The sequence below is a fragment of the Pseudomonas sp. LF020 genome, assembly GCF_053456425.1.
Genome location: NZ_JBRFIX010000009.1, coordinates 76,150 through 88,175 on the forward strand (window position 1 = coordinate 76,150; position 12,026 = coordinate 88,175).

At 60.5% G+C, this 12,026-nt stretch carries 12 protein-coding genes; 2 read left to right on the forward strand and 10 right to left on the reverse strand.

Going from position 1 to position 12,026, the window contains the following annotated elements; genetic code table 11:
• Entirely contained in the window at window positions 1-1,620 is a 1,620-nt protein-coding gene (locus tag ACU680_RS20855) for a DUF2300 domain-containing protein (protein ID WP_448180404.1), read from the forward strand.
• Window positions 1,621-1,623: 3 nt separating this feature from the next.
• On the forward strand, window positions 1,624-2,436 hold the full coding sequence (locus ACU680_RS20860) for a YfaP family protein (protein WP_367085869.1): 813 nt from the start codon (window positions 1,624-1,626) through the stop codon (window positions 2,434-2,436).
• Between the two features lie 23 nt (window positions 2,437-2,459).
• Here the strand turns inward: ACU680_RS20860 and ACU680_RS20865 are convergent, their stop codons facing one another.
• The 10 genes from ACU680_RS20865 to eat all read right to left on the reverse strand — a co-directional run bounded on the left by ACU680_RS20865 (window position 2,460) and on the right by eat (window position 11,746).
• Window positions 2,460-2,894 (reverse strand): hypothetical protein, encoded by a 435-nt coding sequence (locus ACU680_RS20865; RefSeq protein WP_027612917.1) that lies wholly within the window; start codon window positions 2,892-2,894, stop codon window positions 2,460-2,462.
• Window positions 2,895-2,909: 15 nt separating this feature from the next.
• On the reverse strand, window positions 2,910-3,470 hold the full coding sequence (locus ACU680_RS20870) for a hypothetical protein (protein ID WP_448180405.1): 561 nt from the start codon (window positions 3,468-3,470) through the stop codon (window positions 2,910-2,912).
• A 518-nt stretch (window positions 3,471-3,988) separates the two neighbouring features.
• Complete coding sequence (locus ACU680_RS20875; RefSeq protein ID WP_448180406.1) at window positions 3,989-4,735, reverse strand: S24 family peptidase; 747 nt, start codon at window positions 4,733-4,735, stop codon at window positions 3,989-3,991.
• Window positions 4,736-4,958: 223 nt separating this feature from the next.
• Entirely contained in the window at window positions 4,959-5,486 is a 528-nt protein-coding gene (gene ppa / locus ACU680_RS20880; protein ID WP_003205933.1) for an inorganic diphosphatase, read from the reverse strand.
• A gap of 112 nt (window positions 5,487-5,598) precedes the next feature.
• Window positions 5,599-6,411, reverse strand: a complete 813-nt coding sequence (locus tag ACU680_RS20885; RefSeq protein WP_367085859.1) for a M90 family metallopeptidase — start codon at window positions 6,409-6,411, stop codon at window positions 5,599-5,601.
• Between the two features lie 4 nt (window positions 6,412-6,415).
• The gene (locus tag ACU680_RS20890) at window positions 6,416-7,072 is read right to left on the reverse strand and encodes a DedA family protein (RefSeq protein ID WP_247268903.1); all 657 of its coding nucleotides are present in this window, start codon (window positions 7,070-7,072) and stop codon (window positions 6,416-6,418) included.
• Window positions 7,073-7,419: 347 nt separating this feature from the next.
• Entirely contained in the window at window positions 7,420-7,881 is a 462-nt protein-coding gene (locus tag ACU680_RS20895; RefSeq protein WP_007968150.1) for a GNAT family N-acetyltransferase, read from the reverse strand.
• 114 nt (window positions 7,882-7,995) lie between these two features.
• Complete coding sequence (eutC, locus tag ACU680_RS20900) at window positions 7,996-8,820, reverse strand: ethanolamine ammonia-lyase subunit EutC (RefSeq protein WP_367085858.1); 825 nt, start codon at window positions 8,818-8,820, stop codon at window positions 7,996-7,998.
• Window positions 8,821-8,825: 5 nt separating this feature from the next.
• Complete coding sequence (locus ACU680_RS20905; RefSeq protein WP_448180407.1) at window positions 8,826-10,220, reverse strand: ethanolamine ammonia-lyase subunit EutB; 1,395 nt, start codon at window positions 10,218-10,220, stop codon at window positions 8,826-8,828.
• A 155-nt stretch (window positions 10,221-10,375) separates the two neighbouring features.
• Entirely contained in the window at window positions 10,376-11,746 is a 1,371-nt protein-coding gene (gene eat / locus ACU680_RS20910; protein ID WP_448180408.1) for an ethanolamine permease, read from the reverse strand.
• Window positions 11,747-12,026: the final 280 nt, after the last annotated feature.

Genomic DNA, 12,026 nt, shown 5'->3' on the forward strand with positions numbered 1-12,026 from the left:
ATGAACCGGCCGCTGCTGTGGCTGCTGATGTGTGTGATGCCTGCGCTGGCGACGGCGCAGGATGAGCCGCTGCGGCTGGCGTACAAGGGCGAGTTGCTGTCGTTGAATCACACGCAACTGATCGCCCGCGAGCCCTTGCCGTCGACGCTGGATACGCCGCTGGGCAGTCTGTGGAAATTGTTCGTCTACGCGTGGCTGGTGGATACCGGCGCGCGCGAGCCGGCGTACGAATGTCGCGGGCAGTCGAAGGAGGAGGTTTATTGCTGCTCGGCGGGCGGAAAGATCGAGCGTGATCAGGCGTTGGTGAAGTCCTGCGGCTTGTACTTCGAGCCGGCGCGGTTGGGCATTGCTGCTGCCGATTGGCGCACGTATTGGCAGGCGCGGCAGGCGCCGTCGTGGTTGCTGGATTTGCCATCCGTGCAACCGGCCACGCGGGTTTCCGTGGCTGACTTGCTGAGGGTGTTGTCGTTGCTGCCGGCGCAGGAGCAGATGCGCCGCGTGTTGCTCGACGTCGTGCTGAATGCGGCGGACGGTAATGTCGTCGGTGAACTCGGTGGGCGTTTGCGGGTGAAAACCTGGAGCTGGCTCGGTGATCAGGATCCGCAGTCGCGGCAGGGCGGGTTTGCCGGATGGACGGCGGACGGCTCGCCGATCTGGGCCGGTGGGCGCGGCACCAGTCAGATGGTCTTGCGCCATTACGGACAGGCACTGGCGACGGTGTTGCCAGCGACGTGGCCGGCGGAGGCGGGGCGTTGTGTCGAAGTCGGACTGTTCTCGCGCTATCCGCTGATGCGGGTTCTGGCTGGCGAGCGGGTGGTGACTTCTGGCCCATTGCAAGGCGACTACCGCGTCGAATTTGCCAACGGTAACGCGCTGGATATCCACAGCGCCGGCGAATTGTTTCTGCTCAACGATAAACTGGTTGCACGGCTCGATCGCGAAGAATACGTCGCCCGTGTGCTTGAGCGCGAAGCCAAATCCGAACCTGCCGAAGCTGCCAAGGCACTGGCCGTGGCGATCCGCACCTATCTGCTGCAAAACGCCACGCGCAACGGCGATTGCCTGAGCATCGACGACAGCAGCAACCGTCAGCGCGTCGCCCCGCGCCCGGCCTCCGCCGAGTCGCGCAACATCGCGGCGTGGACCGCGGATCTGGTGCTGGCCGGCAGCACCGTCACCTATCACTCCGACCAACCCGGCCCGGACAAACTCGCCTGGCAACAAGCCGTCGAGCAGGCCAACGCCGGCCAGCGCTATGACGCGATTCTGCTGCACGCCTATCCGCGCGCGAGCCTCAGCCGTTGGGACAACCCGGTGGCCTCCTGCGAAGCACTGCCCGCCGCACAAGAATGGCTGCAAAAGCAGCGACGCGGCTGGCGTCCGACGCTGGAAAGCGAAACCGGCTACAACGAAGTCAGCACCTTCGCCGTGTGCAAACTGGCGTTCGGCCGCCCGTTCGTTGATCGCGAACGTCAGCGCATCTACGTGCGCGGCGTGCTCACGCTGCAGGATCGTCTCGACCTGACTCACGAATATCTGCACCTGGCTTTTGAAGCACATCCCAATGGCCAGGATGAAACCTACATCGAAGGGCTCGCCCGTCACCTCTTGCTGGAATAGACCATGACACTCCGCTATCCACAGGTCTTGCTGTTGCTCTGCGCGTTCCATGCGTTGCCGATGGCAATGGCCGCCGACAGCGTCAAACTCGACACCCCGGTCGGCGGCTGGCGCACCGGCGCGCCCGAAGGCGAAGGCGAAAACTTCCGCCAGACCGTCAACTACCCGGCCTCCTCGGTCAACACCCCGGTCGGCCAGGCCAACACCGCGCGCATCAGTGGCGAAATCAAAGCCACACCAAAAAGCAAAGAGCCCGGCCGACTGATCGTCAACGGCGTCAGCATGCCGCTGAAAATCGACGACAGCGGCCGCTTCGACCGCCCGTTCTCCTTCCCCAACGGCAGCAACAGCGTCGAAGTGCGCAGCCCCGACGGCCAGCAACGCCACCGCACCCAGTTCCTCAACGCCAGCGGCGGCGCCACCCCGGCCAAACTGCGCGTGCTGCTATCCTGGGACAGCGACGGCACCGACCTCGACCTGCACCTGATCACCCCCGACGGCGCACACATCTGGTACGGCGACCGCGTCGCACCCAACGGCGCCGCCCTCGACGTCGACGTCACCACCGGCTACGGTCCGGAAATCTTCGCCATGCCGGCACCGATCAAGGGCCAGTATCTGGTGTACGTGAATTATTTTGGTGGCGGGTATCGCGGGGATGACGAGGGCGGGGAAGAGGCGGTGCAGCCGCTGACCACGGCGCAGGTGACGGTGATTACCGAGGAAGGCACGCCGAGCGAGAAGATGGAGACGTTTGTGGTGCCGATGCGAGCGGTGGGTGAACTGACGCTTGTGAAGTCGTTCAGCTATCCCTGAGCAGCAGCCTGCTCAGGGTTGCACTAGAAACCGGGCGGAATGTAACCAGGCACGAACGGCACGTTGATGCACTTGCCGTGAATGATCTTTCCGTCCTCGATCCTGAACAGCACGATCTTTTTCGCCTTGTTGACGGTAGCTTCAAGTTTGCAATCGGAACTGTGACCGACCGTCTCGTAGTACTCGGTGTAAACCATGCCGTTGCCGGTGTGATTCATTGAGGTACCGGCGGCTTCCGTGGTGGTCCAGCTGGACGATTTGTACCAGGTGAGCACAGCCAGATTCTCGCCGTTGGCCCCGGTCTGTTTTTTCATCGAGTCGGGTTTGCCAAACAGATCGAGCGCTTCCTGAACATCGCGTCCTTCCCAGCGCGACTGCGCAATCAAGTGGCAACCATTGATCAGCAAAACAGCGGGCGTTATCAGCAGCGCCAATAACGTTTTAGTCCATGGGTTCATCGTGATGCCCGCCGCTTACTTGTTGCCCAGGATCGAGTCGAGGTTATCCATCATCTGGCCTTTCTCCTGAATCGGCGCCAGTTTGAAAAACATCTGCTGCATACCCTGAATCATCTGCAGGTACTCCATCTTGCCCAGCGCGATCATGTCCTTTTTGGCAGGTGAGCAAACGAACTCGCTGGTGCGCTGCACCCAGAACTCTTTCGGCTGCTGCCATTGGTCGTTAACTTTGAGGTTGCGCATCATGTAAGCGATGCGATCAACCGACTGGCCATTGAGCATTCGGACCTTGTTCGTCGAACACTGAACTTCGAGGTTGTAGGCATCGATCATCGGTTTGCCGGGTTCTTCATACACCAGCGTCACGGCGACCAACTTGGCCCCCTTGGTCTGCTTCGACGGCACGACTGAAGTGCTGTCGGCCACATACATGATGTTCTTGTGGGGAACGCCGTTGCCGTAAATGATCCACCAGTCACCGACGAGCTTCTGCTCCTCTGCCAGGGCTGAAGTGGCAGCGGTCAGGAGTGCGGTCAGCAGAACAGCGGATTGAGTGAGTTTGAAAAACGACGACATGGTGTTGCTCCATTCCTTGGCGCTTTTGTAATGCACAAAAACAGAATGGAAATTTAGTGGTGAGGTTGGGCGCGGGGCAATTAGGGCGGATGTGCTAATGGCTTATTGCGATGCCTGAGTGGCGGGCGCTGCCCGGTTAATCTGTCGAACTCGTCAAGATAACGTTGCTTTCAGGCAGGCATTAAAAAGCCGGCTTGTGGCCGGCTTCTCGGGGACTGGCTTGGTTTATTTTTGGTAAACCGCGTCAGCCTTCAAAATGTACACCCGGATCTGCGTCCGGCTGTGGGACTTGGTCAGACGTTGGTCTGCCGCGTCAGACGTCATCTGAGCCGCGGGAGCGGGGCGATGCGCAAATGTGGGGCGCAGGATACTGAGTTTTGTTGGGGATTCCCAGTCTCAAGTGCGCAATAGAGCGGCGGCGGCGGTAGAAATTCGGGTTTTGTACTGACTTTCAGGGCCTCTTCGCGGGCAAGCCCGCTCCCACAGGGTTCTGTGTTGGGCCGGGGAGTGGCGCAGGATCAGAGAAAAGGCACCACCGGCCGGCGTTTGCCCAGGGTCGACCACCAGAATACCCAGCCCAGAATGTGTATCCGCTGCTCATCGATCTGCGCTGCGCGGAAGATTTCGTCCGGGTACTCGGCGCTGTTGTGGCTGCGCAGGCGCAGGGCGTTGCCGGGCATGCGGTGCAGGTATTTGATGCGCAGCATGCCGTCGTGTTCGATGGCGTAGATTTCGCCGTCGACCACCTGGGTCAGGCCGCGGTCGATGCCGATGATCGAGCCGTCTTCGATGCGCTCGGCCATGCTGTTGCCGATCATGTGCGCACAGATGGCGTCGCCGGGACGGATTTCCAGTTGCGCGAGATGGGCGCGCGGCAGGCGGACGGTCTGCTCGGGGTCGAGGATGACGTGGGTTTTGTCGGCGCCGGCGCTGAGCGGTGTTTCCTTGAAAAACGGCAGTTCGATGTCGTTGGGGTTGATGATGGAATAGACGCCGTTGACGGACTGCGCGTCGAAGGTGTCGCCGTTGCTGGCAGGCGTTTGCAGACGGGGTAATTCTTTGCTGCCTTCACCGGTTTTCAGCCAGTCGCTGTTGACCGAGAGCAGGCGTGAGACTTCCTCCATGCGATACGCCGGGACGCCCCGGGTGTACCAGTTATGAATGTTTTGGGCTTCCGTGCCCCAGAACTTTGCGAATCCCGTGGTGGTGATGTTCGCTGCTTCCAGGAGTGCCTTGAATCTTGGACCGCTAGTGTTCTTTCTCATAAACACGGAGTCTACGGCCGTGCCAGAGCGCTTTGAATAAACCGGGCGTTCAAAAAAAGGCTGTATTTTGCGACTGGATGTAAGACGTGCTTGTGGGAAATCACTCGCTTCGAAACTTTTCTGTAGTCCGCGATAAACACACTGTTTAAGACGGCTTTTTGCAGACATAAAAAACCCCGGATCAACCGGGGTTTTCTTCAAGCGTCATGCAGCAAACAGGTGCTTAGCCCTTGTAGGCGGCAACCGACTTGGTGATCGCTTCGCGAGCGGCGTCAGCGCCAGCCCAGCCTTCGATCTTGACCCACTTGCCTTTTTCGAGATCCTTGTAGTTCGCGAAGAAGTGCTCGATCTGCTGGATCAGCAGCGGTGGCAGGTCGGTGTATTCCTTCACATCGACGTACAGCTGGGACAGCTTGTCGTGCGGGACTGCGATGACTTTGGCATCGCCGCCGCCGTCGTCGGTCATGTTCAGGATGCCGACTGGACGCGCGCGGATCACCGAGCCTGGAGCAACCGGGTAAGGGGTCACAACCAGCACGTCGAGGGGATCACCGTCGTCAGCAAGGGTGTTCGGGATGTAACCGTAGTTGGCCGGGTAGAACATTGGGGTGGCCATGAAACGGTCAACGAACAGGCAATCGCTGTCTTTGTCGATTTCGTATTTGATCGGCGCGTGGTTGGCCGGGATCTCGATCGCGACGTAGATGTCGTTCGGCAGGTCTTTGCCAGCCGGAATCTTGCTGTAGCTCATTGGGCGTTGCCCCCGTAGTTGACCAAAAACACTTGGCCGGATTGACCAAAAAGTGGCGGCGATTATAGGCATATTCCTACGCCGACGCCACGTACCAGAAGTCCTGCAGCGCTTACTTGTGCGCCTGATAGACCGGGTCTGTGGCCTGAAGTTGCCGCAGCCTGCCCAACGGATCCTGCCGGTAGAAAAGCTGCAGTTGCAAGTAGACCTGTGGATAAGCCGCGTGCAGCAGATCCGGGGCGCTGAAGAAGTATTCGCTGGTGACCGCGAAGAACTCCGCCGGGTTTTCGGCGGCGTACGGGTCGATGGCGGTTTCGGCATCGGGGTTGCGGTCGAGCTGGCGGTTGAGGTCATCGTAGGCGTGTTGCATGACCTCGGCCCAGTCGCTGACGCGCATGTCGGCGTGCAGCGGCGGCAGGCCGTTGGCGTCGCCGTTGAGCATGTCGAGTTTGTGCGCCAGTTCGTGGATCACCAGGTTGTAGCCCTCCCAGCCACCACTGGCCATCACCCCCGGCCAGGCGAGGATGATCGGCCCCTGTTGCCAGGCTTCGCCGCTGTGCTCGCCGTCCCACTCGTGCTCGACGCCGCTGGCATCGCGATGCCGTTGCGGGCTGAGGAAGTCGTCAGGGTAGAGGACGATTTCGTGGAAGCCCTGATACCAGTTCAAATCGCCCAGATTGAGCAGCGGTAACTGGGCCTGCGCGGCAAGCAGCAGACGTTGTTCCTGATGCAATTCGACGTCGGGCAGGGCGGTCAGGTGTTTTTCTTCGAGAAACAGGACGCTGGCTTCACGCAACCATTGGTCTTCGGCGGCGCTGATGCCGTCGAGGAAGCTGAGGTGATGGCGCACCCGTTGCCACAGGTCGTCGGCAATCGGGTGCCTGGCCAGAATGCGCCGGCGACGCCAGGCGCTCAGTGACCACATCGGATCAGTGGGTTTCGGCTTTGGAGCTGGAGCCGCCGAAACGGCTGCGCACCACGCCGATGATCATCGGAATCAGCGACAGCAGGATGATGCCGACCACCAGCAGCGACAGGTTCTTCTTGATGAACGGTACGTTGCCGAAGAAGTAACCCAGAGTCACCAGACCACCGACCCAGAGGATGGTGCCGAATACGCTGAAAGCGAAGAATCGCGGGTAGGGCATTTTGCCGACGCCGGCGACGAACGGTGCAAACGTGCGGATGATTGGCAGGAAACGCGCCAGGGTCACGGTTTTGCCGCCGTGCTTGTCGTAGAAATCGTGGGTTTTTTGCAGGTAGTCGCGACGGAAGATTTTCGAATTCGGGTTGCTGAAGAGTTTTTCGCCCGCCGTTCGTCCGATCACATAGTTGGTACTGTCGCCGAGGATCGCCGCGAGCATCAACAGACCACCCAACAGCACCGGATCCATGCCACCGCCCGCCGCCACGGCACCGGCGATGAACAACAGCGAATCACCCGGCAGGAACGGCATCACCACCAGACCGGTTTCACAGAAGATGACAGCGAACAGAATCGCGTAGATCCACGGCCCGTAGTTGGTCACCAGCAAATCGAGGTACACATCGAGATGCAGGATAAGGTCGAGCGGGTTGAAATCCATGGGGGCACCTGTGGTGACGGCCCGACTCGGCAGGCCTGTGCGGATGATTCGGGTGTAAGCCTACAGCGGGGTGTAGTTTTTCTTACAAGCCGGAAAGCTCGGGATTATACGGTCTGAGAGGTGAAAAGCGCGTTGGTTTTGTAGCGAGGGATGTCGGGGTGTGAATAAATGTCAGGCAGGTATTGATGGTGGCGGCAAGTTTGGTGTGGCGAGGGAGCTTGCTCCCGCTGGAGGGCGGAGCACTCCCAAGCCTTGGATTTGCCTGACCTGTTGCGATGACTGAGGTGGGGCCGCTTCGCAGCCCGGCGGGAGCAAGCTCCCTCGCCACAACAGGCCCTTGATGAGCGCTAGAGCTCGTCGCTGATCGGCAGCACGTAGTTCTTGAACTCAGTGTCTTCCTTGAACCCGATGGATTCGTAGGTTTTCTGCGCCACTTCGTTGTCGGCACTGGTGGACACGCGCATGCGCACGGCCTGGGTTTCCTTGGCCATTCTCTTCGCGGTGCGGATCAGGTTGTCGGCCACCAGCTGGCGGCGGGCGTCTTCGGCGACATAGATGTCGTTGAGGATCCACACGCGCTTGAGCGACAGCGAGGAAAAACTTGGATACAGCTGGCAGAAACCCATCAGTTTCTTGTCGTCATCATCGGCCAGGGCCAGATAAATCACCGATTCCTTGCGGCGCAGGCGTTTTTCGAGAAACGCGCGGGAGGAATCCGGGTAAGGCAGGGAACCGTAGAACTCGCGATATTTGACGAACAACGGGGTCAGCAAATCCAGGTGTTCGAGGGTCGCTTGAATAATCCGCATGATAGGTCTCGTCTTCAAGTGGCTGTCTTCAACTGCTCTGACGGCGATGGGAAACCCTGCGGCCGTGCGTCGATCCTGCCTGAAAGCAGCGCAGAAACGCAATGCGGAAACGGTTCAGGTTGTGGGCGGATCGAGCAGGAAGTTTCCCTTCATGTCCGCACCGGCGTCCGACTCCAGCGTCTGCACCTGTGCTTCGTCCTTCAGATTGACCCCCGACAGCTGCCGCCGGCAGGCTTCGCGCATCAGATACAGCAAACGATGCGCCGCCATGCCGTAACTCAAGCCTTCAAGCCGCACATTGGAGATGCAATTGCGGTAGGCATCAGTCAGCCCGACTTTTGGATTGTAGGTGAAATATAAACCGAGGCTGTCGGGCGAGCTGAGGCCCGGACGCTCTCCGATCAGCATCACGAGCATTTTTGCGCCCAGCAACTGACCGATCTCGTCACCAATGGCAACTCGACCCTGTTCCACTAGCACCACGGGGGCAACTGACCAACCGTCGGCGCTCATCTGCTCCTCCAGGCGGGTCAGAAACGGCAGGGTATGCCGATGCACCGCCAATGCCGACAAACCGTCCGCCACCACAATCGCCAGATCGACCCCGCCGGAGCGCGCCGCAGCGTAATCCCGCAGGGTCTGCGCCGAGGCGTCGCTGAGCTTGCGTCCCAGATCCGGGCGTTGCAGGTAGCTGTTGCGATCGGTCGCCGCGCTGTGCAGCAACAAGGTCTCGCGCCCGCGTTCGTTCAATTGTGCGCTGAGCCCGGCGTGGTCGAACGGCAGATGCACCGCATCCCGCGCCTGGGCGTGGGCGAACTGGAAATCCAGTTGTGCGCGGGTTGGCAGGCTGGTGCCGGTGCGGCCCAGAGCGATGCGCGCCGGGGTCAGGCGGCGCAGCTCCAGCCAAGGGTTTTGCGGGTCGACAGGCGGTTTGTCCATCACACTCATCCCAGTTGCGCCAGCGCCTGGCGAAAGGCCGGCGGCAGGTTGTTGCCAAAGCGAACCTTGCCGTCCGCCTGGGTGAAAATGCCCATGTTCGCCAGCCATTGCTCGAACTCCGGCGCCGGTTTCAGGCCCAGGGTCTGGCGGGCGTAGAGCGCGTCGTGAAACGAGGTGGTCTGGTAGTTAAGCATGATGTCGTCGGAGCCGGGGATGCCCATGATGAAGTTGATCCCGGCCACACCGAGCAGGGTCAGCAGGGTGTCCATGTCGTCCTGATCGGCTTCGGCGTGGTTGGTGTAGCAGATATCACAGCCCATCGGCACGCCGAGCAACTTGCCGCAGAAATGATCTTCGAGGCCAGCGCGGATGATCTGCTTGCCGTTATAGAGGTATTCCGGGCCGATGAAGCCGACCACGGTGTTCACCAAAAATGGCTTGAAATGCCGCGCCACGGCGTAGGCCCGGGTTTCGCAGGTCTGCTGATCGACGCCACGGTGGGCGTTGGCCGACAGCGCGCTGCCCTGACCGGTCTCGAAATACATCAGGTTCTGCCCGAGAGTGCCGCGCTTCAGGCTCAGCCCGGCGTCATAGCCTTCCTGCAATACGTTGAGGTTGATGCCGAAACTGGCGTTGGCCGCTTCGGTGCCGGCAATCGACTGGAACACCAGGTCCAGCGGCACGCCACGGTTGATCGCCTCGATCGAGGTGGTGACGTGGGTCAGCACGCAGGCCTGGGTCGGGATGTCATAGCGCTGGATGATCGCGTCGAGCATCTCCAGCATCGCGCAGATCGAGGCGATGCTGTCGGTGGCCGGGTTGATTCCGATCATTGCGTCGCCATTGCCGTACAGCAGACCGTCGAGAATGCTCGCGGCGATGCCGGATGGCTCATCGGTCGGATGATTGGGTTGCAGGCGGGTCGACAGGCGTCCGCGCAGGCCGAGGGTGCCGCGAAATTTTGTGACCACGCGGATCTTCTGCGCCACCAGCACCAGATCCTGCACGCGCATGATTTTCGACACGGCGGCGACCATTTCCGGCGTCAGGCCGGGAGCGAGGGCGCGCAGGCTGGTTTCGTCAGCGGCGTCGCTGAGCAGCCAGTCGCGGAAGCCGCCGACGGTGAGGTGGCTGACCACGGCGAAGGCTTGTTTGTCGTGGGTGTCGATGATCAGTCGGGTGACTTCATCGGTCTCATAGGGAATCAGCGCTTCCTGCAGAAAATGCGTGAGCGGGATGTCGGCCAGCGCCATTTGTGCAGCCACGCGTTCGCCGTCATTGAGCGCGGCAACGCCGGCCAGAAAGTCACCGGAGCGCGCCGGGCTGGCCTTGGCCATGACGTCCTTGAGGCTGTCGAAGCGGTAGGTCTGGGCGCCGACGGAATGGGCAAATGCGACCATGCTGTCCTCCTGTAATTGATACACCCCTGTAGGAGCTGCCGAAGGCTGCGATCTTTTGACTTTGATTTTCTAAAAACAAGATCAAAAGATCGTCCGAACGCGGCCCGAGCCTTCGGCAGCTCCTACATGGGGCGCTACGCACTGTTATATGGCAACTAGATACTTTCGAGCATAGCGTCTGCCGGGGCGTCGGCGCGTTGTTTGGCGGTGAGCTGAAAGTACAGATAACCAGCGGCCATGAAGCCCAGGAACACACAACCGATAAGCGTGTTGAAACACGCCATCGCCACCAGGCACACCACCGCCAGAAACAGCGCAATCGCCGGCACCACCGGATAGCCCGGGGCGCGGAAGGTGCGTTCCAGGTTCGGTTCGGTTTTGCGCAGTTTGAACAGGCTGAGCATGCTGATGATGTACATCACGATCGCGCCGAACACCGACATGGTGATCATCGCGGCCGTCAGGGTCATGCCTTGCAGGTTGACCAGACCATCGCTGTAAATCGCCGCGATACCGATCACGCCACCGGCCAGAATCGCCCGGTGCGGGGTCTGGAAGCGCGACAGCTTGGCCAGGCTTTTCGGCAGGTAACCGGCGCGGGCGAGGGCGAAGAACTGCCGCGAGTAACCGAGGATGATCCCGTGGAAACTCGCTACCAGACCAAACAGACCGATCCACACCAGCATGTGCATCCACGATGAGTTGTTGCCGACCACCGCTTTCATTGCCTGTGGCAGCGGGTCGTTGATGTTCGACAGTTGGCGCCAGTCGCCGACGCCGCCGGCCATCACCATTACGCCGATGGCGAGGAATACCAGGGTCAGGATGCCGCTGACGTAGGCCTTGGGAATCGTGCGTTTCGGGTCCTTGGCTTCTTCGGCCGCCATGGCCGCGCCTTCGATGGCAAGGAAAAACCAGATCGCGAACGGGATCGCCGCAAAGATTCCGGGGATCGAGCCCAGGGTGAACTCGTTGGCGCCCGACCAGCCGTTGAGCACGAAATTGCTGAAGCTGAAGCCCGGCGCGACCACACCCATGAACACCAGCAGTTCGGCGACCGCCAGCACGGTGACCACCAGCTCAAAAGTCGCGGCAATGCTGACGCCGAGGATGTTCAGGGTCATGAACACGAAGTACGCGCCGACCGCCGCGACCTTCGGATCAAGCTCCGGGTACTGCACGTTGAGGTAGGCGCCGATGGCCATGGCAATCGCCGGAGGGGCGAAAACAAATTCGATCAGCGTGGCGATGCCGGCGATCAATCCGCCTTTCTCGCCGAACGCCCGGCGGCTGTAGGCAAACGGCCCGCCCGCGTGGGGAATCGCGGTGGTCAGTTCGGTGAAACTGAAGATGAAGCAGGTGTACATGGTCGCGACCATCAGCGCCGTGACCAGAAATCCGAGGGTGCCCGCGGTGCCCCAGCCGTAACTCCAGCCGAAATATTCGCCGGAAATCACCAGGCCGACGGCAATGCCCCAGAGGTGCAGGGTGCCGAGTGTGGGTTTGAGCTGTGTGGTGGAAGTCATAAGTCCTCTCTGTTTTTTATTGTTCGATCTGTTGGACTTTCGGGTGCAGCGGTTAAGGTGGATGGATGCTGTTCACGCAGCGGCAGTTTCTGTGCAAAACCTGAATGACGGGTACGCAAGGGCCGTGCCAGAGCGGCCAGGCCTTGGGGTTGTGTCATTGAGGACGCCATCGCTGGCAAGCCAGCTCCCACAGGTATCTGTGGTGTTCCCGTTATCGAGATCTGCAAAGATCCCTGTGGGAGCTGGCTTGCCAGCGATAGCTATTTGGAGGGCAACACAG

Bases quoted from the DNA above. Each gene is read 5' to 3' on its own strand.
- ACU680_RS20905 (WP_448180407.1), bottom strand. From the start codon at position 10,220: ATGGTCGCATTTGCCCATTCCGTCGGCGCCCAGACCTACCGCTTCGAC.
- eutC (WP_367085858.1), bottom strand. From the start codon at position 8,820: ATGGACAAACCGCCTGTCGACCCGCAAAACCCTTGGCTGGAGCTGCGC.
- ACU680_RS20870 (WP_448180405.1), bottom strand. From the start codon at position 3,470: ATGTCGTCGTTTTTCAAACTCACTCAATCCGCTGTTCTGCTGACCGCA.
- eat (WP_448180408.1), bottom strand. From the start codon at position 11,746: ATGACTTCCACCACACAGCTCAAACCCACACTCGGCACCCTGCACCTC.
- ppa (WP_003205933.1), bottom strand. From the start codon at position 5,486: ATGAGCTACAGCAAGATTCCGGCTGGCAAAGACCTGCCGAACGACATC.
- ACU680_RS20890 (WP_247268903.1), bottom strand. From the start codon at position 7,072: ATGGATTTCAACCCGCTCGACCTTATCCTGCATCTCGATGTGTACCTC.
- ACU680_RS20855 (WP_448180404.1), top strand. From the start codon at position 1: ATGAACCGGCCGCTGCTGTGGCTGCTGATGTGTGTGATGCCTGCGCTG.
- ACU680_RS20865 (WP_027612917.1), bottom strand. From the start codon at position 2,894: ATGAACCCATGGACTAAAACGTTATTGGCGCTGCTGATAACGCCCGCT.
- ACU680_RS20895 (WP_007968150.1), bottom strand. From the start codon at position 7,881: ATGCGGATTATTCAAGCGACCCTCGAACACCTGGATTTGCTGACCCCG.
- ACU680_RS20875 (WP_448180406.1), bottom strand. From the start codon at position 4,735: ATGAGAAAGAACACTAGCGGTCCAAGATTCAAGGCACTCCTGGAAGCA.
- ACU680_RS20860 (WP_367085869.1), top strand. From the start codon at position 1,624: ATGACACTCCGCTATCCACAGGTCTTGCTGTTGCTCTGCGCGTTCCAT.
- ACU680_RS20885 (WP_367085859.1), bottom strand. From the start codon at position 6,411: ATGTGGTCACTGAGCGCCTGGCGTCGCCGGCGCATTCTGGCCAGGCAC.